This window comes from Pseudomonas sp. LLC-1 (genome assembly GCF_002992185.1).
Lineage (GTDB): Bacteria > Pseudomonadota > Gammaproteobacteria > Pseudomonadales > Pseudomonadaceae > Aquipseudomonas > Aquipseudomonas monteilii.
The window spans coordinates 230,793-256,411 of sequence record NZ_LUVY01000002.1 but is presented as its reverse complement, the minus strand read 5'-3'; the positions used below and the strand labels follow the sequence as shown (position 1 = coordinate 256,411).

Genomic DNA, 25,619 nt, shown 5'->3' with positions numbered 1-25,619 from the left:
TTGGTGTCGAGTCGGGCAAGCGGGGAAAGGGCGGTATGGTAACCCAAGCGCGGGGCTGCTGTGGGAGCGGGTTACTTGGTGCATGGCACCGGCTGCGCCGGTGTTCGCGGGCACGCCCGCTCCCACAGGTATTGCATGAAATTCAGGGTATGCGCGGTCACTGTGGGAGCGGGCTTGCCCGCGAAGAGGCCCGTGAAGGCGACAATTTACTTTGGATAGAGCGGCGGCAGCCCGCCATTCTCCCCGGCCGGCAACAACACTTGCTCGGCCGGCGGGATAGTGCCAATCGCCCGCCACAACTCCTCACCCTGCCAATACTGGCCACTCTCGCTGTACAGCGCCCCGTTCAACCCGTCCAGCGCATCCGACAACGGCACGAAGCGCGCCGCCATTTCGGCCAATGTCTCCGGCTGTTGCCGGGCCCAGGCGTCCAGCGCCTGGCGGGTGGCCTGAGGGTCGTTGGCCTGGCAGGCGCGCTTGAGGTCGTCCAGCAGGGTGCGTGGGCTTGGCCCGTTCTGCGCGGCGCGCAGCACCGCCGGTTGTGAGCGGGCGCGCCACCACAGGGCGAAGCCCAGCACGGTGGTGAGGGCGAACACCAAGGTGGCCAGCTGCCAGGGCCACAGCAGGGTACTGGCACTGCTGTTGTCACCTACCGGGGTGTCGGCGCTCAATGCCGGGTTGTCCTGCACGTTCAGGGTACGCGCTGGCAGGCTGGTGTGCTCCAGGTGGTCTTCGCGGGTGTTCCACCAGGCCACTTCCAGCGCCGGCAGGGCCAGCGTGCCGGCGTGGGTGGGCACCAAGGCTTCGCGCTCTTCGCGGTTAGCGGTCATGCCACGGTCGCTGATTTCGTTGCGTAGCAGCGGCTGGTCGGGGTAGCGGCGCAAACCGGTGATTTCGGTGGCCGGCAGTGGCGGCAGCTGGGTGCTGGACAAACCTTCGGCACGCAGGGTGATGTTGCGGGTCAGCGAGTCGCCAATCTGCACTTGCTGGTTGCCGGGGTCGGGGTTCCAGTGTTCTTCCAGCGTCAGGCTGCGCGCCGGCAACCAAGGTACGCCGGCGGGCCAGGTGGCCGGAATGGGGCGCACGGTCAGGCGCAGCGGCAGTGAACTCACCTGCACCTGGTGGCCGGCGCGGGCGGTGGCATTGGCCTGCGCGCTTTCGTCGCTGCTGGCGGCGGCTGTGGCGGTGAAGGTCAACGGCGGGATGTCGAGGGTGCCGCTTTGCTGGGCATACACGGCATAGCGGGTTTCGATCACGCCGTGGCGTACGCCGTTGATTTCCTTTTCATAGGTGCGCGATTCGCCCAGCGGCTCGACCTTGGCGTTATCCAGTTGCAACGGGCTCAGGCTGCTGTCGTCGTACAGCGCTACCGAGTGGTAGATGCGCAGGGTCAGCATGGCCTGGGCCTGGACATAGACGTCGGTACTGTCGAGGGTTGCCTCGATGAATACCTGAGAGGCGCTGTCGGGCCGGCTGGCATCGGCCTGCAGCACTTGCAGCTCGATGGCCTGGCTGTGCGACTGGCCCAGTTGCAGCTCAGGAATGCGCAGGCTGCCGCTGCGCCGTGGCAGCAGGGTAATGATCCAGCGGGTGCTGGCGCGGGTTTCGCCATCGAGGGTGTGCAGGCTGTTCAGCTGGCGCGTGCCGCGTACCTCGAAGTCACCTTCCAGGGCGCGCAGGTCGGGTTTGCCGAACTGGGTCACGTCCTGGCTTTCCAGGGTCAGCTCCAGGCTTTCGCCAGCTTCCAGGCGGGTACGGTCTACGCTGGCTTGCAGCAGCGGTTCGGCCTGGGCCAGCACGGCCCACAGCAGGGTGAGAAGCAAGACGCCGAAGCGACTCATCGTGGGGTTTCCTGATGCAATTGCTGTTCATACCAGAATTTGCGCCGCAGCAGCTCCGCCGGGTTGTCGGGGATCTCCCGCAGCCATTGTTCCAGGGCCTGGCGTTGCTCGGCATCGAGATTTGTCGATACCGGGCGCTGCGGCGGCTGGATCACGCTGTCGTCGCTGCCCGCTTGGTTACCCGGTGCAGCCTGGCTGTTGTTGCTGCCTTCGCCGGGTTGTTCGGCGCTGGCTTGTTCGTTGTTGCCGGGTGTGCCCTGGGCCGGGCTGCTGGCCGAGCTGCTGTTGCCCTCGGTTTCGCTGCCAGGTGTGCCTTGGGCATCGCTGCTGGCCGGTTGTTCCTCGGCTTTGGCCTCGCGCTGTTGCAGCAGTTGTTGCACCAGCGCCTGGTTGTCCAGCGCCGCTTGCAGGTCGGGCTGGCGCTCCAGGGCTTGCTCGTAGGCGTCCAGGGCAGCCTCCAGTTCACCGCTGCGGGCCAGGGCGTTGCCTCGATTGTAGTGGGCAGCTGCCGTGTCGCCTTGGGAAAACGCTTCGGCGGCACCGGCATAGTCGCCGGCCTGGTACAGCGCCATGCCGCGCCACTGTGGGTCTTGGAAGTGACGCGCGGCGCTGGCCGGGCGGCTTTGTTCCAGCAGGCGCTGGCCTTGCTGGTCGGGGCGCAGCCACAGGTCGTTGAACTCGAAGGCCTGGCTGGGCTGCGGCAAGGCCAGCAGCAGCGGCAGGCAGAACAGCCAGCCTCGTCGGCCAGCGCAGGCGGCCAGCAGCAACAGCGGGATCAGCAGCCAGTAGCCTTGGTCTGCCCAGCTGTCCAGCTGCAGGGTCTGGCCGTCGTTGCGCGCGGTGCGCGGGTTGTCGAACAGGCCCAGGCCGCGCAGGTCGAGGTCGTCGATGCGGGCATGCCGGTAGCGCCCGCCGGTACCGCTGATGAAGCCCTTGAGGCTGGCGCTGTCCAGGCGTGGCAGGAGGATGCCACCTTGGTTGTCTTTAAGGAATTCGCCGTTGGCCTGACGCACCGGGGCACCTTCGCGGCTGCCGATGCCCAACATCAACAGGCTGGGGCCCTGGCGGCCGAGGGCCTGGCTGATGCCCTGGCGCTCCGGCGCACTGAGCGACGAGCCGATCAGCAGCAGGCGGCCTTGGCCCAAACCACTCTGGGCGAGCAGCGCCAGGCCCTTTTGCACGGCCAGGTCGGCGCGCTGGCCCGCTTGCGGCATGATCGACGGGTCGATGGCCTCCAGCAGGTTGCGGGTGGTGGCCAGGTCATCGGACAACGGCACCAGCGTGTGCGCCGAACCGGCATACACCACCAGCGCTGTCTGGCTGTCGCGCCGGTGTTCGAGCAGGTCGAGGATTTTGCGCCGGGCCTGCTCCAGGCGGTTGGGCGGGCTGTCTTCGGCAAGCATCTGCGGGGTCAGTTCCAGCAGGATAACCAGCGGGTCGGCCGGGCGTTGGCGGTTTTCTTCGACGCGTTGCCAGCTGGGCCCGAGCAGGGCCAGGATCACCAGCGCCCAGGCCAGGCCCAGCGCCACCCAGGGCAGTTTGCTGGTGCTACCGCTGCCACCGCCCAGCAAGACGCCATGAAACGCTGGCGGCAGAATCATCTGCCAGCGCCCGGCGCGCTTGCGCCGGTGCCACAGCTTGTACAACAGCCAGCCGAGCAGGGGCACGGCCAGCAGCCAGAGCGGCCGTAGCCATTGGGGCCACAGGTCGATCATCGCCGCCTCCTTAAACGCAGGCGCTTCAGCCGCTGGCGCCATTCCGGGTGCGGTTGCAGAAAGCGCGGCTTGCGCAGCAGGCGTTGCAGCAGGTTGTCGGGCCATTGCACGGCCACCACCAGCAGCACGCTAAGCAGCAGCGCCAGCGCCAGGGGCCAGGCGTACAGGGCCTGGGCCGTGCGTGCCTGGGTCGGTTGCTGGGCCACCGGCTCCAGTTGGTCGAGGGTGTCGCCGATGGCGTCCAGTTCGGCGCCGTCATGGGCGCGGAAGTAGGCGCCGTGGGTGATGTCGGCAATTTCCTTGAGCGCAGCTTCGTCCAGGTCCAGGCTCGGGTTGAGGCCCAGCAGGCCAGGGGTGCCACTGGCTTCGGGGTTGGCGCCGATGCCGATGGTGTAGATGCGCACGCCTTCCTGGGCCGCCAGGCGGGCGGCGGTCAGAGGGTGGATCTGCCCACCGTTGTTGGCGCCGTCGGTAATCAGCACCAGCACCCGGCTTTGTGCCGGGCGTTGTCGCAGGCGCTTGACCGCCAGGCCAATGGCGTCACCGATGGCGGTGTTTTTACCGGCGATGCCGATTTGTGCTTCGTCGAGGAAGGTGCGCACGGTGCGCCGGTCGAAGGTGAGCGGCGCCTGCAGGTAGGCCTGGCTGCCGAACAGGATCAGGCCCACGCGGTCACCTTCGCGGTCCTGGAGAAAGTCGCCCATCAGCGCCTTGACCAGGTCGAGGCGGCTGATGTCTTCGTTCTTCCACTGCATGTCGGGGAAGTCCATCGACCCGGACACGTCCACCGCCACCAGCAGGTCGCGGCCGCTGGCGGCCACCGGCACCGGATCGCCCAGCCACTGCGGGCGGGCAGCCGCGCACAGCAGCAACAGCCAGATGACCACGAACGGTGCCTGCTGGCGCCAGGTCGGCAGGTTGAGCCGCGCGCGGCGCCCGGCCAGGCCTTCCAGTTCGTTGAGGAAGCCCACCTTGAGCACCGGCTCGCCGCTGTCGGCTGCAGGCAGCAGCAGGCGTGCCAGCCATGGCAGCGGTAGCAGCGCGAAGATCCACGGCCAGGCCAGTTCAAACATGCTTGCGGATCCAGGTTTCCACGGCCAGGCTGAGCCCGGCGATGGCTTTGTCGTCGAGCTTGCACTCGGGTTTGTAGGCGCCTTCGACCAGCACCATCCAGCGGGTCAGGCCGGCGGCCGGGCAGCGGTTGTCGAGAAACGCCAGCCATTGGCGGCCGTTGAGGGTGTGGCTGTTGGCGCCTGGATAGTGGTTGCGGCACAGGCGCTTGAGCAGGGCGTTGATCTGTTGCAGCCAGGCGCCGGCCGGTGCGCCATCGTAGGGGCGTGGCAGGAGGGCCAGTTCGGCCAGGGCGGCCACGCGCACCGGGTCGAGCGGTTGTTCGGCACGCACGATGCGGCGTTTGCCCGGGCGCCAGCGGCGCAGCCGCCACAGGCCCCAGCCCAGTAGCGGCAGTAGGGCCAGCAACAGCCACCAGCCCGGTGCCGGTGGCCATAAACCGATAGGTGCCGGGTCGATCAGCGGGTGCAACTGGTCGAGAGGGTTCATGACGCGCTCCGTGGCCGCTGAGCGTTCAGGTACTCGCGCAGTTGCTCGATCATTTCGCTTTGCGTGCTCAGTGGCATCAGGACCACACGCAGCTTCTGCGCCATCAGCTCCCAGCGCTCGATGCGGGCTTCGGCCTGCTGGCGGTAGGCCTGGCGGAGGTTGGCGTCGAGGGTGTCGAGCTCCAGCTGGGCGCTACGCTGGGCGAAGCGCAGCAGGCCGGCGGCCGGCAGGGCATGGTCGAGTGGATCGGACACCGGTAGCAACAGCAGGTCGCAATGGCGCGAGAGCATGGCCAGGTGCTGTTCCACCTGGGCGCTAAGCGAGCGTTCATCGCAAATCACGATGGCCAGGCTGCCGGGGCGCAGCACTTCGCGGGCGCGGCGCAGGGCCAGGCCTAGGCTGTCGGCCCCGGGCGTGGCTTCAGTGTGCAGTGCCTGGTTGACCTTGGCCAGGCGGTTGAGCAGTTGCAGCAGGCTTTGCTTGCTGCGCCGAGGTTTGATTTCGTGGTGTTCGTTGTCGCCGAACACCAACCCGCCGATGCGGTCGTTGTGGCCGAGCGCGGCCCAACCGAACAAGGCAGCGGCCTGGGCTGCCAACACCGACTTGAACATCAGCCCCGAGCCGAAAAACAGCCGCTGGCTTTGCTCGACGAGGATGAAGATCGGTCGTTCGCGCTCTTCGTGGAACAGCTTGGTGTGCGGCTCCTGGGTGCGCGCGGTCACCCGCCAGTCGATGTTGCGCACATCGTCGCCGGCCTGGTACACGCGCACCTGGTCGAAGTCCACCCCGCGCCCGCGCAGCTTGGAATGGTGCAGGCCCACCAGCGGGCTGCGCTGGCCGGGCTTGGAAAACAGCTGGATTTCGCGCACGCGGTGACGCATGTCGATCAGCTCGGCAAGGCCGATGCGGATGCCGGGCTCGGCCAGCTGCGCGGTGGGCATGGGCTCAGGCAACGGCGACGACGTCGAGGATGCGCTGGACCACGCGGTCCTGGTCGATCCCTGCCGCCTCGGCCTCGAACGAGAGGATGATGCGGTGGCGCAGCACGTCGAACAGCACCGCTTGGATGTCTTCAGGGCTGACGAAGTCGCGCCCGGCCAGCCAGGCATGGGCACGCGCGCAGCGGTCCAGCGAGATGGAACCGCGCGGGCTGGCGCCGTAGGCGATCCAGTCGGCCAGCTCGGCGTCGAACTTGGCCGGGGTGCGGGTGGCCATGACCAGCTGCACCAGGTATTCCTCCACCGCGTCGGCCATGTACAGGCCAAGGATTTCCTTGCGCGCGGCGAAGATGGCCTGCTGGCTGACCCGGCGCTCGGGCTTGGTCTCGCCGCCCAGGGCTTCACCACGGGCTTGCGCCAGGATGCGCCGCTCCACCGCCGCGTCGGGGAAGCCGATTTTTACATGCATCAGAAAGCGGTCGAGCTGGGCTTCGGGCAGCGGGTAGGTGCCTTCCTGCTCGATGGGGTTCTGCGTGGCCATGACCAGGAACAGCGGCGACAGGTCGTAGGTGCTGCGGCCCACGCTGACCTGGCGCTCGGCCATGGCTTCGAGCAGCGCCGATTGCACCTTGGCCGGGGCGCGGTTGATTTCGTCGGCCAGTACCAGGTTATGGAAGATCGGCCCCTGCTGGAACACGAAGCTGCCGGTTTCCGGGCGATAGATTTCGGTGCCGGTGATGTCGGCAGGGAGCAGGTCGGGGGTGAACTGGATGCGATGGAACTGCGCTTCGATGCCTTCGGCGAGTTCTTTGATGGCCTTGGTCTTGGCCAGGCCCGGTGCGCCTTCCACCAGCATGTGGCCGTCGGCCAGCAGCACGATCAACAGCCGCTCGACCAGTTTTTCCTGGCCTAGGATCTGGGAAGAAAGAAAGGTGCGCAGCGCGATCAGCGCTTCACGGTGTTCCATCGGCGACGGTTCCTGGTGTGGGGCCTGAGGCGGCTGACGGTAGCGGCCCTGGCAAGGGCTGATACTTTAATCTATCCGGGGGGGCGGCGACCAATGGCGGCGGGTAAATTTATCGTTACGGGGGGCTCGCCGGTACAGAAATGTCCCAGGTAGGGCTGGCCATTGTCTGATGGTCGGTGAAGGCGTGCTGGCGCCTGCTTGTGCTTTTCAGGCAAGCAGAAGGCACGATGATGAAAATGAGCAGCGGTAGCACGCCAATCCCCACACCCGCCACCCTGCGTTTTGGTGTGTTTTTCGATGGCACCGGTAACAACCGGCACAATGCCATGGCCGTGGATGAACCGCGCGGCAGCTATGGCAATGCCCTGAGCAATGTGGCCCTGTTGCATGCCCTGTATCCGGCGGGTGAGGCTGATGCCGATGGCACCCGGGTGTTTCTGAAACGCTACGTGGAAGGCGTGGGTACCCTGGCCGGTGAGGCGGACCATGCCTATGCCGCGGCCACCGGTTGTGGGCGCACGGGGGTTGAGGCGCGGGTCGCCGAGGCTTTGCAGGGGATGGCCGAACAACTTCAGGGCTGGTGCCGGGCACATCCGCAGGCAGCCGTGGCGCGGGTCGAGTTCGACCTGTTCGGTTTCAGCCGCGGGGCGGCGGCGGCAAGGCACCTGGCCAACCTGCTACAGGATGGCGCGGGCGGGTTGTTGCCGATAGCGTGCGACACTTCAATCAACTTTATCGGCCTTTTCGACACCGTGGCGGCGATCATCGCGCCGTTGCAGGGCGACTTCGACCCTGCCGATAGCCGCCAGGGCGGCCTGCGCCTGGGCCTTGGGGCAGGCATTGCCCGGCAGGTGGTGCAGCTGGTGGCGGGGGATGAGCAGCGGCATAACTTTCCGCTGGTGGGCAGTGGTCACGACATTGTGTTGCCGGGGGTGCATTCGAATATCGGGGGCGGTTACCCGGAAACCACGCTGGAGCAGGTGCTGCTGTGCAAGCCGCGGTCCCAGCGTGTACCGGTGGGCATGCGTGCCGAGCAAAGCCGTGTGTATGCCACGGTAAGCGCCTTGTTGGCGTCGGCGTATGCCGACAGGCGCGAGCCCAGGCCGCAGGTCGTGAGCTGGGAGGCGCCCCTTGCCGGCGGCCGGCCAAATGAGGCGCAAAAGCAGGTGTATGCGGCGTTGTACCGTGAACGGGAAGTGGCGGGGCAGTTGTCCCGGGTGTACTTGAGCGTGATGCGGGCGCTGGCGGTGCGGGCTGGCGTGCCATTCGCGCCGTTGGGCGAGCAGCCTGAGCACAGGCTGCCGGAGGATTTGCTGGAGATCAGCCGCAAGTTGCATGCGTATGCCTTGGGAGAAACGGACCAGCCCGGGTTGAGCGAGGCTGAACAGCGGCTGCTGTGCGAGAAGTACGTGCATGCCTCGGCAAACTGGAATGCGCTGAAGGGCTTGCGCAACAGTGTGCTGGATGTGCTGTTCGTCAATCGGCCGGGCGCAGGCGGGCGCGTGGTACATGCCAACCCGGCATCCTGAACGACCGAAATGACTGGCCAAGGCCGCACCTACACGGCGCGCGCCAGTCGCTCAGCGTTGCGGGCCCTGGCCAGGTACGCCTCTTGCGCCAGGGTCAGCAGCACCGTCAGCAGCATGAACACGACCGATGCAACGAAAATCCCGTTTGGCAGGCGCTGGTCGAGCATCCAGCCAAACGCCACCGGCCCGATGGCGCCACCAATGTTGAACCCGGTCGACACCAGCCCGAACGTTTTGCCCTCGGCGCCTTTTGGTGCAGCCGCCTTGACCAGCATGTCCCGCGATGGGGCGATGATCCCGGTCAGCAAGCCGATGGCACCCAGCACTATCACCAGTGCCCAGCCCTGCAGCAGCCCCAGGGCCACCAGCGCGGTCAACGCGGCCGCCGCCGCGAAAGCCAGTGCCGCCACCAGGCCATGGCGCCGGGTACGGTCGGCCAAGGCACCACCGCACAGCACGCCCGCTGCGCTGCACAGCAGAAAGGCGGTGAGCGCGGTGTTGGCCCAGGCCAGGGTCAGGCCTTGGCCTTGTACGAGTGCGGCGACGGAAAACTTTTCGATGGCGCTGGTGCTCAGGTTGAGCAGGATGAACAACACCGTCAGCACGCCGATCATGGGTGTGAACAAGCGCACGCGGCCTGTTGCTGCGACCGGGCCAGCGCCTGTTTGGTTGCCAGGCCCTGCGACCCGGTACACGCCACTGCCTGGTATCGAGATCAGCAGCAATGCCGCTACCCCGAATACCGCGCCCGCCGTCAGGGCCGCCCGCGTGCCGAACACGGCGGCGATACCGAGGAATACGGCCGGCGTGACCGCCGAGCCAAGAAACCCGGCAAAGGTATGAATCGAGAACGACCGCCCCAGGCGTGCGGGCTCGATGCCGTTGGCCAGCAGTGCGTAGTCGGCCGGGTGGTACACACCATTGGCCAGGCCAGCCATGGCCATCGCCACCAGCAATACCGCATACCCCGGGCTGGCCGCCAGCAGCAGGAAACTGAGGCTGCCCAGCAACAGCCCGGCCTTGAGCACGTTACGCGCCCCATAGTGGTCGACGGCGTAACCCAGCGGGGCTTGCACCAGGGCGGAGACGATGTTGAATACCGCCAAGGCAACGCCGAGCTCGACGAAGCCCACCCCCAGCAGGCCGGGAAGCACGGGCAATAACGCCGGGATCAGCATGATGTGCACATGGCTGACGAAGTGCACGGCAGCCACTTGGGTAAGCAACTTGGGGCCAGCTTGGGGCATGTCGATACCTGTTGTACGGCGTGCGCCGCTGGCGCACGGCAAGGTGAAGGGAAGCCCGCTCAGCGGGAGTTGCCGCTGAAAGCGGGGAGGCGGCCGTTCAGCGCGGCATGGGCCAGCAGGCCAATGACCAGGCCCCAGAAGGCCCCGCCAATGCCGAACAGGCTGATGTTGGCGGCTGCCGCCAGAAAGGTGATCAGTGCCGCCTCGCGGGCGCGGGCATCGGCCATTGCGCTGGCCAGGCTGGCACCGATGGTGCCCAGTAAGGCAAGGCCGGCCAGGGTGGTGATGAACGTGCCCGGGAGGGCCATGAACACACTCGCCAGGGTGACCCCGAACACCCCCACGAGGATGTAGCAGACACCGGCGGCGATCCCTGCCACCCAGCGTTTGCCTGGGTCTTCATGGGCTTCCTTGCCGGTGCAGATGGCTGCGGTGATGGCGGCGATGTTGAAGGCATGCGAACCGAACGGCGCCATCAGCAATGACCCCAGGCCCGTGACCGCGACGATCGGGTTGGCGCTGGTCGTGAAGCCATCGTTGCGCAGTACCAGCATGCCGGGCATGTACTGGCCGGTGAGGGTGATCAGGAACAATGGCAGGGCCACGCTGAGGGCAGCGTTGAGGGAGAAGGTGGGCGCGGTGAATACCGGAGATGCGAACTCCAGCTTGAGTGTGGTCAGGCCCACTTGCCCTTGCAGCAGTAAGTAGCCGAGGCCCAGTAGCAGAATGCCGACCACGGCGTAGCGGACGGTAAAACGCTTGAATGCCACATAGGCCGCAATCAGCAGCCCGGCCAGGGCCGGGTCCACCGACAGGCTGGCAAAGGCACCGATACCGAACTGCAACAGGATGCCGGCCAGAAGCCCGGCTGCAATACCGCCAGGGACGACCCGCACCAGGCGCTCGAAGCACCCGGTAATCCCCAGCACCACGAAGCCGGCGGCCGACAGCAGGTAGGCACCGATGGCTTCACTGTAGGGCACATTGGCCAAGGCGGTAACCAGGAACGCAGCGGCTGGCGTGGACCAGGCCGTGATCACCGGCGCGCGGCTGTACCAGGACAGCGCCAGGCCGCTGAGGCCGACGCCGATCGACACGGCCCAGACCCACGACGACGTCAGCTCGGGGCTCAGCCCGGCAACCTTGGCCGCCTGGAACACCAGGATGAAGGTGCCACCGTAGTTGACGATGACCGAAACGATCCCTGCCACAACGGGGTGAAGGATGTCTGCCAGCCGAAATGGGGTTGAAGAGCTTTGTACAGGCGCGTCCATGGTTGCCTCTGGTAAAGATCAGGTAGAGCAGCGCAAGGCTGCTTCTATAGAAATGCGCTGCCCGCCAGCGACAGGCTGACGGGCAGTTTTCAGGGTCAGCTGGCCAGCGCTACCAGCAGGTTTTTCAGGTAAGCGCTGCCTTGCGTATCCAGCTGCTGCAGGGGCAGGCGCGGGGCGCCGACATCCTGGCCGAGCAGTTTCAAACCGGCCTTGATGGTGGTGGGCAGGCCGCGGCGGGTGATGTACTCCAGCAGCTCGTACTGGCGGTAGAACAGCGTGCGGGCTTCGGCCAGCCGGCCTTGCTGCACGGCGTCCCACAGCGCCAGGTTCAGTGCCGGGATCAGGTTGGGGGCGGCGGTACACCAGCCGGTGGCGCCGGCCACCAGGGCTTCCAGGGTCAGCGGGTTGCAACCGTTATAGAACGCCACTTGGCCATCGGTAGCGGTGAACAGGCGGTGCATGCGCTGAATGTCACCGGTGCTTTCCTTGACCATGGTCACAGTGGGCACCTCGTCGAGGATGCGCAGGATCAGATCCACCGACAGGTCGGTGCCACTGGTGCCCGGGTTGTTGTAAAGCATGATCGGGATGTCGATGGCGGCGCCGACCGCCTTGTAGTGGGCGACCACTTCGGCTTCGGTGAGCTTCCAGTAAGAGATGGGCAGCACCATCACTGCCGTGGCGCCGCAGGCCTGTGCCAGGCGGGCACGCTGCACGGTGCGGGCAGTGGTCAGGTCAGAGACGCTGACCACGCTGGGCACACGCCCGGCGATGCGTGCCTGGCTGAAGCGCACCACGGTTTCCCATTCGCTGTCGGACAGGTAGGCCCCTTCGCCGGTGCTGCCCAGTGGTGCGATGGCGTGCACGCCGCCTGCAATCAGGCTGTCGATGGACGTGCCCAACGCATCCAGGTCGAGCGTGCCGTCTGCCGTGAAGGGAGTGATGGTGTAGCCGATAACGCCGCGAATTACAGGTGTAGACATGACCAGGCACCTTTGCCGTTGTTGAGGAAAGAGTACAGCTTCGATCAGCCCAGGCAGTCGCCATGGGCACGCAAGGCACGGCGTGCGTAGTAGCTGAACGCGGCGCCATGACGTTTGGGGGTGGAGATCCAGTCGTGGGCCTCTTTGCCCAGCGCTTCGGGGATGGGGCGTATGTCACCGGCGCCCATGGCCAGCAGTTGCATCTTTGCCGCGCGCTCGAACAGCAGGGCGAGCACGCAGGCTTCTTCAATCGAGCCACCGGCAATCAGCAGTCCGTGGTGGGAAAGCAGGATGGCGCGTTTGTCGCCAATCGCCTTCGCGATGATTTCGCCTTCTTCGTTGCCCACCGGCACGCCGGGCCATTCCTTGAGGAAGGCGCAGTCGTCGAACAGTGGGCACAGGTCCATGTGCGAGATGGCCAGCGGCACTTCCAGCATTGACAGCGCGGCGCTGTGCAGCGGGTGGGTGTGGATGATGCAGTTGACGTCGGGGCGCGCGCGGTACAGCCAGCTGTGGAAACGGTTGGCCGGGTTGGCCATGCCGCGGCCTTGTAGCACGGTGAGGTCCTCGTCCACCACCAGCAGGTTGGAGGCGGCGATTTCGTCGAAGCCCAGGCCCAGTTGTTGGGTGTAGTAGGTGCCGGGCTCCTGCGCGCGGGCGGTGATCTGCCCGGCCAGGCCTGAGTCGTGGCCGCCGTCGAAGAGGATGCGGCAGGTGAGGGCGAGCTTTTGCCGGGCGGTGTAGGTGTTGTCGGCCAGCGCGGTCAGCATTTGTTGCTGGGCGAGTTTGACCAACTGGTCCTTGGGAGCCTGCATGGTGGTCGTCATGGGCGGTACCTGCATGGGAAAGGGCAATGGGTTGCTGATGGACAGGTGGCTGTCATCAGGACACAGCGCGATACTAATGACACAAAGTGTCATATGCAAGCGATGTGTCATCGCTTTCCGGAAAAACAAGCATGCGCGAAAACCTGCTGCGTGGTGACGTTCGGGTTGGTGCTGGGGGCGTGGGGCAAAATGCGGATGGAGAAGGCGGCAGTCGAGGGTTTACAGGCGGGACAGGTTTCGGTGCGACGACAAGGCAGTCCAGAAGGATGAAGACCCGCAATTGCGGGTCTTATCACTCAATTTTCTAATGCCTTACCATCGCAAAAGCAATCAATAGCCAGGCCGAGCCAATGATGATGAGCCAACTCGAAGAAACCAGCTTGCGCTTTAACTTTGACGGAAAATTCTTAAGCTCATCAGGGCTCACCAGACCTATTCTTGAGTGAAGCCGAGGAAAAGTGAGTAGGCCGCAGGCAGCACAAGTCAGCATCCATCGTGCCCGATAGGTAGTAGTCCCCAGAAATAGCTTCATTTGCTCTAAATAGGCATTGCTTCGTATGGAGCTGTTGATAACGTCAAATTCACGAGACCAAGCCACATAACCACTAACTGCAAGGCCGGCAGAACTTAAGGCAAATGGCGCAACGAGGAAAATCAATTGAATTTTCAGTGGCCAGGTATTTATATCAATCAGCGATAGACTCATAGATCTTTTCTCCCACCATTTCCCCCACAGCCTCGCCAGCCACGCTTCCCGCCAGAGAGCCCGTTCCAACAACGGCAATACCACATATTGGTGCTCCAATTCCTGCGGTTCCAATAGCGAAAACACCGCAAATTGAAGTGGCCGCTAATCCTGTGATAAAGCCTCCCGCAGCCCCACCAACAACACCGCCACTGAAACTTCCAGCTTCCTTGAGGCGCACAGCCTTACAAGCTTCGGTTTCTCCTGCTTGACATGCCTCCTTTATTTTCAAATAGGAAGAAGTACCGCCGAGCCCAATCGCAGCATGCCCGCCATGTTTAAGATACCTGCCGAGCTTCGCCACCTTTTCCAGATGCGTCGCGTACCCCGGAATCTGCCCCGGTCCACCCGCTTTCGACCAATGATGCACCAGGCTCTTGGTCGAAATATTCAAGCTCTTCCTCAAGCGCTCATAATTCCCAAGGTTCAGTTGCTTGTTCAGAAATGCTGTTTTTAGCTGCCCATCCAGTTGCTGCAGAAGCCGCTGCCGTTCAGCGAAGAAACCTGGGCTGTTCAAGTGGCCGTGGCGCATGAACTCCCGCTGGTGCAGTTGCTCGATACTCGTCAATGTATGACTGACCTGTTTCAAGCCTTGATCCAGCATGTCCTTGCCCACGCCCATGGACAGGCTGGCGTTGCTGAGCAAGCCTGCGATTTCGGCCTGGTGCTCCATCATGAAATCCGCTTCGGCGTCGTCGAGCACTTCCAGCGCACGCCGCGCATGCTGCGCTGCGGCCATCAGTTCTCCCTCTTCGCGTGTGCAGGCGTCACCGTTGTCAGGATCACCGATGACGAAAATTTCCCCTGCTTTGAACCCTTGTTCAAACGTCGGATTGAGCCGCTGCAATCGGGAAATCGGTAACGTGGCATCATGCTCGGCCAAGTGCAGCAGCACCTCGGGGAACGACATGCGCCGGGGAACCACATAGAAGCCAGGCTCCAGCGTACCGGGCAGTGCACCTATTACAGGCTGGGAGAAACGCTCCGGGTAGGCCGCGTGTGACGGCTCGGCAAAGTGAGCATTGGCAAGCCCTGCTACGGGCTGCATGGGTGGCGGTGCTTGATACAGCGGTGCGACCACCCGATTGCTGCCCGGCGAACAGCCACAGACAACTAATGCACCATCCATGGCCACGCGCTGTCCATCGGAAATGAAGTGGTCCACACCTTCGGCGACCATTCCCACCTGCCCACAAAGAGGGCATGGCGTGGTCTGGTCGCCTTCACGGAGCACCATTCGGCCCTCGTCGAGATAGCCGGCCCCCGTCGCGATACAGATAGCTCCCGTTGTGGTCACATCGCCATCTACCGCCTGGCCTTTTCCCTCTAGACTGACGCGCATCCTCAAGCTCCCTGTGGGTGGATAGGGTTAGAAACCTAACACCCACGGGGCGGCCTCAAGCGCTTGGCACAGAGAATCAGAAGCGTCCTACAAGTCATCCGAATTTGTTCCATCTGAGCCGCCCTTGCGTGCGCCACGCTTGAGGCAAGGCGATGAAACCCCGTAATATTGCGAACGATTTGCAACTGCACTTTTCGGCAATATGGGATGAGGGATCACCGTGTCAGCACACGAGCCTGTCGATGCGCTTTACCGTGACCATCACGCTTGGCTGCTGAACTGGCTGCAACGGCGCCAGCCCCATGGCGACCAGGCATCCGATGTGGCCCACGACACCTTTCTGCAGGTGCTGTTGCGCCCTCAACTGATTGCCGGTTTGCGCCAGCCAAGGGCCTGGCTGAGTAGCGTGGCGAAGGGGCTGTTGATCGACCGCTTCCGTCGCCAGAAGCTAGAAGCTGCCTACCTGCACGCACTGGCGCAACTGCCCGAAGCCGAGGCTCCCTCTGCCGAGCGGCAGTTGATGCTGTTGCAGACGCTGATGCAGATCGACGCCCTGCTCGAAGGCCTGCCAGCCAAGGCGCGCATGGCGTTTCTGCTGTCGCGCCTGGAAGGCCTCAGCTACCAGGAAATCGCTCTGCGCCTGGGGGTAAGCCTGAGTAGCATCGAGAAGTACATGGCCAAGGCCATTCGCCACTGTTACCAGATTTCCCTCGAACCATGACCGACAAGGTGCTCGACCAGGCCATCGACTGGCTGGTGAAGCTGGAGTCGTCGCAGCATGCGCCGGCCTTAAGCGCTGCCTGCCTGGCCTGGCGACAGGCCGACCCCCGGCACGAAGCCACCTGGCAGGCACTGCAGGAAGCGCAAACTTGCTTTACGCACGCGCGTGAACTGCCGGCAGGGGTTGCGATGGGCGCACTGGCCGAGCCCGACCGCCGTACGGCACTGAAAACCCTGGCGCTCGGCTTGTTGGGCCTGGGTATGGCCGGGGGTGCCGTGCAGCAGTCACCCTGGCGTGTCAGCTTTGCCGATTACAGCACCGGCACTGGCGAGCGAAGGCGTTTCGAGTTGGCAGACGGTACGCAGGTGCGGCTGAACAGCAGGAGTGCAGTGGATGTGCGTTTCAGCCAGCGCGAACGCCTGATCGAACTGCGCGAAGGCCAGGTGCAGATGAAGGCGGGCATCGACCCGCTGCAACGCCCGTTGTGCGTCAGCTCGGCACAGGGCCGCTTCCTGGGCAACGATTTCGACCTGTGTCAGGAGCAAGGGCGTACAAGGTTGACCGTTGACCAAGGCGCTGTTGCCATTCACGTGCCTGGGCAGCCGCCTATATCCGCACAGGCGGGGGAGCAGTACCTGGTCGATGCCGCCGGTGGGCATTTCATTGAACACCCGACCTTCGAAGGTTCGGCCTGGACGCGCGGCTTGCTGATCACCCGGCAAATGCGGTTGCAGGAGCTGGCTGCGCACCTGGCCCGCCAGCGCAATGGCTGGGTGGGCTGCGACCCGGCTGTGGCCGGGCTGCAAATTTCCGGGGTGTTCCAGCTGGACGATACCGACAACGCCTTGCGCACGCTGGCCCATACCCTGCCGGTACGCCTGGTGTGGCGCAGCGCATTGTGGGTGCGCATCGTGCCTGCCTGAAAAAAGTGCCTGCCCGGTTACGGGGTTTTGCCGGGCTCTTCGACAAGAAGAAAAAACCAGCACTTTTCAGGAGCCTCCCCTCGATGGATCTGTTGTCCCGCTATCGCCCCACCTTGCTTGCCCAGGCCATTGTCTTTGGTACCGGCCTGAGCCTTTGCCACCAGGTGCTGGCAGATGAACCCAGCCGCCGCTACGACCTGCCTGCGGCACCACTGGGGCAGGCGCTTGACCGCTTCGCCGAACAGGCCGGCATCAGCTTGCCCTACGACCCGCAATGGGTAGCAGGCAAGCAGGCGCGCCCGGTAAGCGGCCAGTTGCCGGTCAGGATGGCGCTTTACTTGTTGCTGGAAGGCACCGGGCTGAGTGCGGTACAGGCGGCGGATGGCAACTGGTCGTTACAGCCTGCCATGCCAGACGCTGGCGCGCCGCTGTCATTGCAAAGCACAATGATCCAGGGGCAGGCGTTGGGAAATTCGACTGAAAACACGGGTGCCTACATCACCGGCGCCACCAGTGTTGGCAGCAAGGTTGCCCAGTCCATCAAGGATGTGCCGCATTCGGTGTCAGTGGTCACTCGCCAGCGTATCGAAGACCAGAACCTCACCACCCTGACCGATGCACTGGACAAGACCACCGGCGTCACGTTGCAGAAGAACGGCGCGACAGGTTCGTCGCTGGGCAACGACACCAATTTCTTCTCCCGCGGTTTTGCCGTGTCGAACATCCAGTTCGACGGTGGCGCCCCGATGGACACCGCCATCTCCGGCTACGGTTCGATCAGCCAGCTCGACCTGGCCCAGTACGACCATGTGGAGCTCCTGCGCGGTGTCGATGGCCTCTATTCGGGCAGCGGCAACCCCGGCGGTACCATCAACCTGGTACGCAAACGGGCGCTTGGCCACAACCAGCTGAAGTTCTCTGCTTCGGCCGGCAGTTGGGACACCTACCGCAGCGAGCTCGACGTTACCGGCCCGCTGACTGAAACCGGCAACGTCCGAGGGCGGGCAGGGGTGGCTTATCAGAACAACCGCTTCTACTACGACACGGCGAACATGGAGAAAAGTCTGTACTACGGCTCGCTGGAATTCGACCTGAGTGCAGACACCTTGCTGACCGTGGGGGCCAGCTACCAGGAAAGCGAAGGCATCCCCAACTTCGGTGGCCTGCCACGCTACAAGGATGGCAGCGACATTGGCCTGTCACGCAAAACGTCCTACCTCGCCGGTTGGGGCTCGGTCGAGGAAAAGACCCGGCAGGCGTACATCAAGCTTGATCACAACTTCAACGAAGACTGGTTGTGGACCACCGACCTCACCTGGATGGACATGGACCGCGATGGCAATTCGTTGTTTGCCAACGGCGCGGTCGACCCGCTGACCGGTACCGGGAGCACCTGGCTGAACTACCCGGCCAGGACGGGGCTGGAGCGCAAAGGCATCAACAGCTACGTGAAGGGTGGCTTCGACCTGTTCGGCTTGCACCACGATGTATTGCTGGGCGGCGACTATTCCCATTCGGACGGTTACACCGTGCAGCGCTGGGGCCTGCTTAACTTCACCCCGGTGGACATCTTCAACCCGGTCGAACCGGTCGACCCGGGCAGCACACCGAACAAGACCCATGACAACACGACCGAGAAGTACGGCTATTACGGCATGACCCGGCTGTCGTTGAGCGAACGCACCAAGCTGATTCTTGGCGCGCGGGTGTCCACCTACAAGTACCGTGATACCGAAGTGTTCTTCGACGATTTTGGCAATGTGCTGAGCGACCCGGCGCCCTACCATCGCGGCCTCAAGGAGCAGGGTGTTACCACCCCGTACGCCGGCCTCACCTTCGAGCTGACCCCGCAATGGACCACCTATGTCAGCTACGCCGAAACCTACAAACCGCAGTTCCTGCAGGTGGCGGCCGGTGGCAAGACCCTGGATGCCGCCACGGCAAAGAATTATGAGCTTGGCCTCAAAGGCCTGTTGTTCGATGAGCGGGTGAACACAAGCTTTGCCATCTACCGTATCGAGCAGGAAGGTGCGGCAATTGAAGACACGCGTTATCCGCCAACCTATGGTGCATCGAACTGTTGCTTCCTCAACAATGGCGAAGTGGTCAGCGAAGGTTTCGATGCAGAGGTCAGTGGCGAAGTGCTGACCGGTCTCGAACTGTTTGCCGGCTACACCTACAACCACACGGTCGACAAGGCCAACGACAGCACCCGTGCTGTCTACGCGGCGGTCACGCCCAAGCACCTGTTCAAGTTATGGGGGACCTACCGTTTGCCGGGTGAACTGAGCAAGTGGAAAGCCGGGTTGGGCGTGACCGCCCAGAGCAGCAACGGCCGCAGCGGTACGGTCACCCCTTACAACCCGGCCACCGGGCTGTACAACGGCGAAGCCGAGGATTTCAAGTTCGTCCAGGCGGGCTATGCCGTGTGGGCATCGAGCCTGGAGTATCAGGTCGACGCGCACTGGACAGCGATCCTGAATGCCAACAACCTCTTCGACAAGAAGTACTACCAGACCGTAGGTACCTCGGCCAACAGCAACTTCTATGGCGAGCCACGCAACTTCACCCTCACGGTGCGGGCTACCTACTGATCTGATTCGGCCGCGCACGCCGGGCCGCCTCGCGGCCCCGGTTAACTGACTTGCATCAGGGGCGTTCTCGCGGCATCCCTTTGCGGGTAATGCCGGAAAGCCTCCGAAATGGCGCTGATCAGCTGCGCATCCGTGATCGGGTCCAGCCCTGGAAAGCGCTTGCCATTACCGTCAACCCCAAGGGTAAGCACGGCCTCGACACTGGCGTCGTTTTCGCGATAGGCCTGCCTGATGGCCTGGGCCTCCAGCGCCTTTTCATCTGTGCAGCGCAGGGCATGGTGAATGGCCAGTGCCGCGCCAAACACCAGGGCCGGGGTTTCAATACCATGCTTGTGGGCCAGCTCGATGCTGCTGAAAATGCGTTCGTTGCGCTGAAGCTTGCGCAACGGGTCGCGCCCCACCCGGGCACAAGGGTCTTTGAACGAGGTTTTGCAGCGTTCCAGGAACGTATCGGCAAAACGGCTGACCACTTCCGCCATCTGCGGGTACTCCGCCACCAGCGCGGGGCCGACTTCCTGGCGAATAAGGCGCTCGGCCAGTTCGCTCACCTGTGTATCGCCCATACCTTGGCCTACCGAGTCATGGCCCAGCAGGCTGGCGTACCAGGCAACGATGGCATGCGGGCCATTCCACAAGCGGTTCTTGATGACCTGGATCTGGGTGATGTCAGGCACCGTTTTTACCTGGCGCAGGCGTTCGAGCAGGTCGCTGCCGTGCTCTACATACAGCGGCATGTCGGGTTCGCTGTTGAAAAGGATCAGGTGCAACTGGCTCATCGCACTGCTGGGCTGGGCAAAGGGCCTGAAGCGCCCGATCAGCCGTTCGTATTCAGGCACTGGCGTCGATGCCTTTGTTGCGACTGCCGGCTCGTCTTCCAGGCTGTTCTGGAACATCTGCGACTTGATGCGCAGTTGCCGTACCAGTGCGTCGTTGCTGAGCTTGGAGACGATGCGGCTGACCACCGTTTCGGCAAAGTGGGTCTTTTCCAGCACTTGCTCGCCGATTGTTGGCGGGCACAGCAATGCCAGCTCCGCTTGCACATGGCGGCGCACAAATGCGGCGCCGCCCACCTTGTTCAGCACGATCAGCAACGTCAGCTCACGGCCACGGCGTTCGAAACGCTTCAACAGGCCTTTGGCAATCACCTGCGCCTGGTTGCGGATGGCCTGCTCGGGCAGGCTGAGGCCGACAATTTCGGCAGCGGTGTACATGTGGACCAGTGCATCATCATCGTCCATGTCGATCATGCGCACATTGTCGATGGTCTGGTCGAACGAAGTGGCCCCGTAGCGCACGCTGTAACGGCCGAAGGCATTGACGCTTTCACGCAGCATGCGCGAGCGGGTCGCGGCAATGATCTCACAAGGCCGGGTGTAGCCATCCCAATGGGAAAAGACCTGCGTCAGGTAGCCACCCCCGATGGCGCCGAAACCATGAATGCCCACGCGGAACTGGTTCATGGAGGCCGGGAAGCTTTCGTTCAGTTCGGGCATGCCCAGGTCGGGAACGCACTCGCTCAAATCGGCCAGGAACTCGGTCATGCTGCGGTAGGCCTTGAGCGCGCCTGCCTTGATCTCGGGGGCCGGCGGCTTGATGTCTTCGATAAGGATCGCCTGCCCCTGAGCGCACATTGCCGAGAGCATGCCGTTCTCTGAGTCCTCGACCATGAAGCATTGGCCCGGCTCGCAATTGAGCGCGCGGGCGGCTTTCAGGAAAATCTCGGGGTGGGGTTTACCCTGGCTGACTTCATCGCCGCAGACGGTGATATCGAAGTACTTCAACACGTTGGCGTTGATCAGGTATTCCTCGGCAATGGCACGGCGGCTGGACGTGGCTACCGCCATGGTCAGGCCCGACTTGCGCAGGCGCTCCAGCACTTCCAGCAGGCCGGCCTTGATCGGTACGCCGTGATTGCGCACGTACTCCAGCTCAAGTTCATCCGCGCGTTTGCGGATTTCGGCGTACGGGAAGTCTTCACCGTTGTGCGCCTTGGCGAGGGCTTCGGCTTTTTTCGCGCTCAGGCCCAGCGAGCCGATCAGTGTGTGTTCGCCCAGTGCCTTGCCGAAGATTTCCAGCGAGGCTTGCTTGAGCGTTCTGAAGCGCAAGCGCTCGGTGTCGAAGAGGGTGCCATCCATGTCGAAGATGGCGCTGTGAATCTGTTTGCCTTGAAATAAAAGCATTGCGTGTTGCCCCTGTAATTGCGTCAGACATCCCGCCTGTAGCAAGCGAGAACGGCGTTGTGCGCTGCAGCGTTGGCAATCAGGTCGGGGGCAGGCGTTTGGCAGGTGCACGCTCGGGCGTGACACAGAGGTAAGGCGGGGCAGAGCGGGGCGTGCAGAGCAGTGTTGCGAGTTTGGAGGCGAGGCGGATGACGCGTTTGCCTTTGAGGTCACGCCCACTGGCTGCAGTCCGGTTTGCAGGCAGTGGGCGCAAGTAGCGATGGATACGTGTGATTCCTGGCATAAGGTGTTTTGCTTCCTTTTTCGTTGCGAGTGATCCTTTTTCAGCCTTGCACGTATGCGCGCCGCCATGCAAGGCTTGGGCTTCCGTTACCAGGTGAACCGCAATGACCCAAGCTACCGATCAGGCCTTTTACGACCGCGCCGATGCGCATATCGACCTGGCCAACCAGCAGATCGAAAAATTCGAAGACCTGGGCAAGGTCAGCGCCTCGCTCACCTTCGGCGCAACCCGTTTCAGCGCCTGGATGAGCGCCCGCAGCTTCAAGAGTGGCGCGGAGCTGGCAGCCGCCCGGGAAGAGATTCTGAAGTACTTCTGCGAGCAGTACCGGATGATGCTCGAAGACAACCTGGACGAGCACATCGAGCACTTTGATCGTTTTGTACTGGGCAAAGGCGACTGAGCCTCGTCACTCAACGGTTGGGCCACTGCTCCAGCAGAATTGAAACGAACTTCTCGGCGGCAGGCGACAACGACGCCCCGCGGCGGTAGACCAACCCCAGGGTGCGCGTGACCTGCGGCTCGGTCAGCGGCACGCTGACCAGGGTCGGGTGGTCGGCGCTGGGCATCGCCAGGCTGGGCATGGCCGATACGCCAAGGCCGGCCTCCACCATGCCCAGCGACGTGGACAGGTGCTGTACTTCGTAGAACCACTTCGGCCGCAGGTTGAGCCCCGACAGCGCGTGGTCCAGCAGCATGCGGTTGCCGCTCAGGCGGCCAACACCGATCAGGCGATGCTCGGCCAACTCCGTCCACGTCACGGCCTTGCGGTTTGCCAGCGCATGGTCCCGTCGGCAGGCCAGCACGAAGTGCTCCTGCACCAGTGAAACGAACTCGATGTCCGGGTGCTGGCCGCTCATCATGTTGATGCCGAAGTCGGCCTCGCCGCGCAGTACCGCTTCCAGCCCGTCGTTGGCGCTGAGGTCCAGCAGGCGAATGCGGATTTTCGGATAGCGCTCGTTGTAGTCGCGGATCACCGATGGCAGAAAGTAGAACGCTGCGGTGGGGATGCAGGCGAGGGTGACCTGGCCGGTCTGCCGCTCGGCCAGCTCGCGGATGCTGAGGATCGAGTCTTCGAAGTCATCCAGCAGGCGCCGGGCCTTGGGCAGGAAGTCGCGGCCCACGCTGGTCAGGCCGACCCGGCGCGTGGTGCGTTCAAGCAACGCAGTGCCCAAACCCTCTTCCAGCTTCTTGATCCGCCGGCTAAGCGCTGGTTGCGACAAATGCAGCGCCTCGGCTGCCTCATGGAAGCTGCCGAGTTCGGCGATTTTCACGAAAGATCGAATGTCTTGCAGCTCATATTCCATCAGAGGGCCTGCGCTGGCGTGGTGGTTTCAATTGTTTTGTAAAACGCAATAATGGCTACGATATTTGCATTGGATTGATTTATCCACCCCTGCCACTCTTTTGCTCACAGCATCAATGATGTCCATTGATCGACAAGAGTGCAAAATCATGCAGCGAATTCCTTGCGTCCTCATGCGCGGTGGCACCTCGAAAGGGCCGTTCTTTCACGCCTGGGACCTGCCTGCCAATGTGGTCGAGCGCGACGAGCTGCTGATCAACCTGATGGGCTCTGGCCATGAGCTGGAAATCGATGGAATCGGTGGAGGCAGCCCGCAAACCAGCAAGGTGGCGATTGTCAGCCCTTCGCTGCACCCGGATGCAGATGTCGATTACCTGTTCGTGCAGGTGATGGTTGCCCAGCGCCGCGTCGACACCGCGCCCAACTGCGGCAACATGCTGTGCGCCGTCGGCCCGTTCGCCATCGAGCAGGGCCTGGTGAAGGGTCAGGATGGCAAGACCCTGGTCCGCATCCGCAACCTGAACACCGGCACCCTGGTCAACTCGCTGGTGGAAACCCCCGGCGGCATCGTGCGCTACGAAGGCCGCACGTCGATCGACGGCGTACCGGGCACTGCCGCCCCGGTGCACCTGACGTTCCTCGATGCTGTCGGTAGCAAGACCGGCAAGCTGTTCCCCACCGGCGCGGCCACGGACGTGATCGACGGCGTACCGGTAACCTGCATCGACATGGCCATGCCCATGATGGTGGTGCAGGCCAGTCAACTGGGGGTGACCGGATCGGAAACCCCTGCAGAGCTCGATGGCAATTCCAGGCTGCTCAAGCGCCTTGAGGCGTTGCGCCTTAAAGCCGGCAAGGCCATGGGCCTTGGCGACGTCAGTGGCATGGTAATCCCCAAGCCGGTACTGGTGTCGGCGCCACGGTACGATGGCACGTTGCAGGTGCGTTACTTCATGCCGCACAACTGCCACCGTGCCTTGGCCATCACCGGGGCGGTAGGGCTGGCGACTGCCTGCGTCAGCCCCGGTACGGTAATCGGCGATCTGCTTGGCGAGGGCGTCCGGCAGTTGACCGAGGTGCGCCTGGAGCACCCGAGCGGCGGCATAGAGGTGGCGCTGTCGCGCGGTGGTGCCGACGGCACGACGACCCAGGTTTCAGTGGTAAGAACTGCTCGACGGCTCTTTTCAGGCTTCGTCTACGCCCCTACCTTGCGCAGGCTGGCAGGGTAGCCGCCACCTGCTTGATCCATGCACCAAGCGCATCCGCACAATTTCAACAATGGTGATGCCTCATGAAACTCGCCAAATCGCTGTACTTCCAGATCCTTTGCGCCGTTCTGCTCGGTGTACTGGTCGGCCACTTCTGGGCGCAACAGGCCGTTGCACTCAAGCCCCTGGGCGATGCCTTCATCAAGCTGATCAAGATGATGATCGCCCCGGTGGTGTTCTGCACCATCGTCACCGGCATCGCCGGCATGACCGACAAGCGCTCGCTGGGGCGCCTGATGAGCAAGACGCTGCTGCTGTTCCTGGGCCTGACGGTGGTCAGCCTGGCAATAGGGCTGGCGGCGGTGTACCTGTTCAAGCCAGGTGCAGGCATGAATATCGACCCTGCCACCCTCAGCACCGAAGGCCTCAGCCAGTACACGGCCTCGGCTGCCAAGCTGGGTGTGGTGGACTTCTTCATGCACATTATTCCCGACACCTTCATAGGCGCCTTCAACAAAGGTGAAGTGCTGCCGGTGCTGTTCATTGCCGTGCTCAGCGGCTTTGCCCTGTCGTCCATGGGCGACAAGGGCAAGCCGATGCTGGATGTGCTCGAATCCGCCTCGACCATGGTGTTCCGCATGTTCGGCTACCTGATGCGCTTCGCGCCGGTCGGTGCCTTTGGTGCACTGGCCTTTACCGTCGGGCAGTACGGCATCACCTCGCTGGGCGCGCTGGCCAAGCTGGTGGGTACGCTCTACGTCGCGTGCGCGTTCTTCGTGCTGGTCGTACTGGGCGGCATCTGCCGTGCCCACGGCTTCAGCCTGTGGAAACTGCTGCGCTACTTCCGTGAAGAGTTCCTGGTGGTGCTGGGCACCTCGTCCACCGAACCCGTGCTGCCGCGCATGCTGGAAAAGCTCGAAAAGCTGGGGTGCAAGAAAGGGGTCGTGGGCCTGGTGCTGCCAACCGGCTACTCGTTCAACCTCGACGGCACGGCCATCTACCTGTCACTGGCTGCCATTTTCATCGCCCAGGCCTGCAACATCGACATCAGCCTGGGGCAGACGCTGACCATGCTGGCGATCATGTTGCTGTCGTCCAAGGGGGCTGCCGGCGTGACGGGCAGTGGTTTCGTAGCCCTGGCCTCGACCCTGACCGTGATCCACGACATCCCCTTGGCCGGCCTGGCCCTGCTGATTGGCATCGATCGCTTCATGTCCGAGGCCCGCGCCTTGACCAGCCTTGCCAGCAACGCGGTGGCCACGGTGGTGATCTCGCTGTCCGAGAATGCCTGTGAGCGGGATACCCTGCTGCGCGCCCTCAATGGTGCGCAAGCAGCGCAGCCGGCTTCACCTGCGCCCGCTCAGGTCGACTGGCCCGCAGAACCACACCGCCACGTCTGATTGCCCGTCGCTACACCCACGCCTGACTTAAAATTCCAT

Annotated in this window: 21 protein-coding genes; 7 read left to right on the top strand and 14 right to left on the bottom strand. The window is 63.5% G+C overall.

Features of this window, described 5'->3' with window-relative positions; translation table 11 throughout:
• Positions 1 to 206: 206 nt before the first annotated feature.
• From A0O30_RS01195 to A0O30_RS01170, 6 genes are read right to left on the bottom strand one after another with little or no spacing between them, the layout of a single operon-like run.
• On the bottom strand, positions 207 to 1,841 hold the full coding sequence (locus A0O30_RS01195) for a BatD family protein (protein WP_105945304.1): 1,635 nt from the start codon (positions 1,839 to 1,841) through the stop codon (positions 207 to 209).
• A complete protein-coding gene (locus tag A0O30_RS01190) occupies positions 1,838 to 3,556 on the bottom strand; it encodes a tetratricopeptide repeat protein (protein ID WP_105945303.1) in 1,719 nt (572 codons plus the stop codon). Before A0O30_RS01190 ends, A0O30_RS01195 begins: the two co-directional genes overlap by 4 nt.
• Entirely contained in the window at positions 3,553 to 4,629 is a 1,077-nt protein-coding gene (locus A0O30_RS01185; RefSeq protein WP_105945302.1) for a VWA domain-containing protein, read from the bottom strand. The genes A0O30_RS01190 and A0O30_RS01185 overlap by 4 nt, the downstream gene beginning before the upstream one ends.
• Positions 4,622 to 5,116, bottom strand: a complete 495-nt coding sequence (locus A0O30_RS01180; protein ID WP_105945301.1) for a DUF4381 domain-containing protein — start codon at positions 5,114 to 5,116, stop codon at positions 4,622 to 4,624. The genes A0O30_RS01185 and A0O30_RS01180 overlap by 8 nt, the downstream gene beginning before the upstream one ends.
• Entirely contained in the window at positions 5,113 to 6,057 is a 945-nt protein-coding gene (locus A0O30_RS01175; protein ID WP_016714823.1) for a DUF58 domain-containing protein, read from the bottom strand. Before A0O30_RS01175 ends, A0O30_RS01180 begins: the two co-directional genes overlap by 4 nt.
• 4 nt (positions 6,058 to 6,061) lie before the next feature.
• Positions 6,062 to 7,021: a MoxR family ATPase gene (locus A0O30_RS01170; RefSeq protein ID WP_016714824.1), complete on the bottom strand. Its 960-nt coding sequence runs from the start codon at positions 7,019 to 7,021 to the stop codon at positions 6,062 to 6,064.
• A gap of 227 nt (positions 7,022 to 7,248) precedes the next feature.
• Here A0O30_RS01170 and A0O30_RS01165 point away from each other — a divergent pair, with 227 nt between their 5' ends.
• Positions 7,249 to 8,550 (top strand): DUF2235 domain-containing protein, encoded by a 1,302-nt coding sequence (locus tag A0O30_RS01165; protein ID WP_105945300.1) that lies wholly within the window; start codon positions 7,249 to 7,251, stop codon positions 8,548 to 8,550.
• Positions 8,551 to 8,579: 29 nt separating this feature from the next.
• On the opposite strand, the gene A0O30_RS01160 is transcribed toward A0O30_RS01165, so the two are convergent.
• The 6 genes from A0O30_RS01160 to A0O30_RS01140 all read right to left on the bottom strand — a co-directional run bounded on the left by A0O30_RS01160 (position 8,580) and on the right by A0O30_RS01140 (position 14,968).
• The gene (locus A0O30_RS01160) at positions 8,580 to 9,797 is read right to left on the bottom strand and encodes an MFS transporter (protein ID WP_105945299.1); all 1,218 of its coding nucleotides are present in this window, start codon (positions 9,795 to 9,797) and stop codon (positions 8,580 to 8,582) included.
• A gap of 59 nt (positions 9,798 to 9,856) precedes the next feature.
• On the bottom strand, positions 9,857 to 11,071 hold the full coding sequence (locus tag A0O30_RS01155; protein WP_105945298.1) for a benzoate/H(+) symporter BenE family transporter: 1,215 nt from the start codon (positions 11,069 to 11,071) through the stop codon (positions 9,857 to 9,859).
• Between the two features lie 95 nt (positions 11,072 to 11,166).
• A complete protein-coding gene (locus A0O30_RS01150) occupies positions 11,167 to 12,054 on the bottom strand; it encodes a dihydrodipicolinate synthase family protein (RefSeq protein ID WP_105945297.1) in 888 nt (295 codons plus the stop codon).
• Positions 12,055 to 12,098: 44 nt separating this feature from the next.
• Complete coding sequence (locus tag A0O30_RS01145; RefSeq protein WP_019097010.1) at positions 12,099 to 12,881, bottom strand: aldolase; 783 nt, start codon at positions 12,879 to 12,881, stop codon at positions 12,099 to 12,101.
• A 304-nt stretch (positions 12,882 to 13,185) separates the two neighbouring features.
• Entirely contained in the window at positions 13,186 to 13,587 is a 402-nt protein-coding gene (locus tag A0O30_RS27610) for a hypothetical protein (protein ID WP_146232406.1), read from the bottom strand.
• Positions 13,568 to 14,968 carry a PAAR domain-containing protein gene (locus A0O30_RS01140; protein ID WP_105945296.1) on the bottom strand — a complete coding sequence of 467 codons (1,401 nt, stop codon included), beginning with the start codon at positions 14,966 to 14,968 and terminating at the stop codon, positions 13,568 to 13,570. Before A0O30_RS01140 ends, A0O30_RS27610 begins: the two co-directional genes overlap by 20 nt.
• 220 nt (positions 14,969 to 15,188) lie before the next feature.
• Between A0O30_RS01140 and A0O30_RS01135 the strand changes: the two genes are divergently transcribed.
• The 3 genes from A0O30_RS01135 to A0O30_RS01125 all read left to right on the top strand — a co-directional run bounded on the left by A0O30_RS01135 (position 15,189) and on the right by A0O30_RS01125 (position 19,206).
• On the top strand, positions 15,189 to 15,689 hold the full coding sequence (locus A0O30_RS01135; protein ID WP_256589572.1) for a sigma-70 family RNA polymerase sigma factor: 501 nt from the start codon (positions 15,189 to 15,191) through the stop codon (positions 15,687 to 15,689).
• A complete protein-coding gene (locus A0O30_RS01130) occupies positions 15,686 to 16,612 on the top strand; it encodes a FecR domain-containing protein (protein ID WP_105945294.1) in 927 nt (308 codons plus the stop codon). The genes A0O30_RS01135 and A0O30_RS01130 overlap by 4 nt, the downstream gene beginning before the upstream one ends.
• A gap of 83 nt (positions 16,613 to 16,695) precedes the next feature.
• On the top strand, positions 16,696 to 19,206 hold the full coding sequence (locus A0O30_RS01125; protein WP_105945293.1) for a TonB-dependent siderophore receptor: 2,511 nt from the start codon (positions 16,696 to 16,698) through the stop codon (positions 19,204 to 19,206).
• Between the two features lie 41 nt (positions 19,207 to 19,247).
• Here A0O30_RS01125 and mtlD read toward each other — a convergent pair whose 3' ends face one another.
• Positions 19,248 to 21,386 carry a bifunctional mannitol-1-phosphate dehydrogenase/phosphatase gene (mtlD, locus tag A0O30_RS01120; protein WP_105945292.1) on the bottom strand — a complete coding sequence of 713 codons (2,139 nt, stop codon included), beginning with the start codon at positions 21,384 to 21,386 and terminating at the stop codon, positions 19,248 to 19,250.
• 386 nt (positions 21,387 to 21,772) lie between these two features.
• Between mtlD and A0O30_RS01115 the strand changes: the two genes are divergently transcribed.
• Entirely contained in the window at positions 21,773 to 22,069 is a 297-nt protein-coding gene (locus tag A0O30_RS01115) for a DUF3144 domain-containing protein (protein ID WP_016714831.1), read from the top strand.
• A gap of 10 nt (positions 22,070 to 22,079) precedes the next feature.
• Here the strand turns inward: A0O30_RS01115 and A0O30_RS01110 are convergent, their stop codons facing one another.
• Entirely contained in the window at positions 22,080 to 22,973 is an 894-nt protein-coding gene (locus tag A0O30_RS01110) for a LysR family transcriptional regulator (RefSeq protein WP_105945291.1), read from the bottom strand.
• A gap of 148 nt (positions 22,974 to 23,121) precedes the next feature.
• Here A0O30_RS01110 and A0O30_RS01105 point away from each other — a divergent pair, with 148 nt between their 5' ends.
• Both A0O30_RS01105 and dctA read left to right on the top strand, forming a co-directional pair.
• Complete coding sequence (locus A0O30_RS01105) at positions 23,122 to 24,201, top strand: 4-oxalomesaconate tautomerase (protein WP_105945290.1); 1,080 nt, start codon at positions 23,122 to 23,124, stop codon at positions 24,199 to 24,201.
• Between the two features lie 62 nt (positions 24,202 to 24,263).
• A complete protein-coding gene (gene dctA / locus A0O30_RS01100; protein ID WP_105945289.1) occupies positions 24,264 to 25,580 on the top strand; it encodes a C4-dicarboxylate transporter DctA in 1,317 nt (438 codons plus the stop codon).
• Positions 25,581 to 25,619: the final 39 nt, after the last annotated feature.

Coding starts and splice junctions, on each gene's coding strand:
- A0O30_RS01110 (WP_105945291.1), bottom strand. CDS start 22,973: ATGGAATATGAGCTGCAAGACATTCGATCTTTCGTGAAAATCGCCGAA.
- A0O30_RS01175 (WP_016714823.1), bottom strand. CDS start 6,057: ATGCCCACCGCGCAGCTGGCCGAGCCCGGCATCCGCATCGGCCTTGCC.
- A0O30_RS01125 (WP_105945293.1), top strand. CDS start 16,696: ATGGATCTGTTGTCCCGCTATCGCCCCACCTTGCTTGCCCAGGCCATT.
- A0O30_RS01190 (WP_105945303.1), bottom strand. CDS start 3,556: ATGATCGACCTGTGGCCCCAATGGCTACGGCCGCTCTGGCTGCTGGCC.
- A0O30_RS01140 (WP_105945296.1), bottom strand. CDS start 14,968: ATGCGCGTCAGTCTAGAGGGAAAAGGCCAGGCGGTAGATGGCGATGTG.
- dctA (WP_105945289.1), top strand. CDS start 24,264: ATGAAACTCGCCAAATCGCTGTACTTCCAGATCCTTTGCGCCGTTCTG.
- A0O30_RS27610 (WP_146232406.1), bottom strand. CDS start 13,587: ATGAGTCTATCGCTGATTGATATAAATACCTGGCCACTGAAAATTCAA.
- A0O30_RS01155 (WP_105945298.1), bottom strand. CDS start 11,071: ATGGACGCGCCTGTACAAAGCTCTTCAACCCCATTTCGGCTGGCAGAC.
- A0O30_RS01180 (WP_105945301.1), bottom strand. CDS start 5,116: ATGAACCCTCTCGACCAGTTGCACCCGCTGATCGACCCGGCACCTATC.
- A0O30_RS01165 (WP_105945300.1), top strand. CDS start 7,249: ATGATGAAAATGAGCAGCGGTAGCACGCCAATCCCCACACCCGCCACC.
- A0O30_RS01185 (WP_105945302.1), bottom strand. CDS start 4,629: ATGTTTGAACTGGCCTGGCCGTGGATCTTCGCGCTGCTACCGCTGCCA.
- A0O30_RS01170 (WP_016714824.1), bottom strand. CDS start 7,021: ATGGAACACCGTGAAGCGCTGATCGCGCTGCGCACCTTTCTTTCTTCC.
- A0O30_RS01130 (WP_105945294.1), top strand. CDS start 15,686: ATGACCGACAAGGTGCTCGACCAGGCCATCGACTGGCTGGTGAAGCTG.
- mtlD (WP_105945292.1), bottom strand. CDS start 21,386: ATGCTTTTATTTCAAGGCAAACAGATTCACAGCGCCATCTTCGACATG.
- A0O30_RS01160 (WP_105945299.1), bottom strand. CDS start 9,797: ATGCCCCAAGCTGGCCCCAAGTTGCTTACCCAAGTGGCTGCCGTGCAC.
- A0O30_RS01145 (WP_019097010.1), bottom strand. CDS start 12,881: ATGACGACCACCATGCAGGCTCCCAAGGACCAGTTGGTCAAACTCGCC.
- A0O30_RS01115 (WP_016714831.1), top strand. CDS start 21,773: ATGACCCAAGCTACCGATCAGGCCTTTTACGACCGCGCCGATGCGCAT.
- A0O30_RS01105 (WP_105945290.1), top strand. CDS start 23,122: ATGCAGCGAATTCCTTGCGTCCTCATGCGCGGTGGCACCTCGAAAGGG.
- A0O30_RS01195 (WP_105945304.1), bottom strand. CDS start 1,841: ATGAGTCGCTTCGGCGTCTTGCTTCTCACCCTGCTGTGGGCCGTGCTG.
- A0O30_RS01150 (WP_105945297.1), bottom strand. CDS start 12,054: ATGTCTACACCTGTAATTCGCGGCGTTATCGGCTACACCATCACTCCC.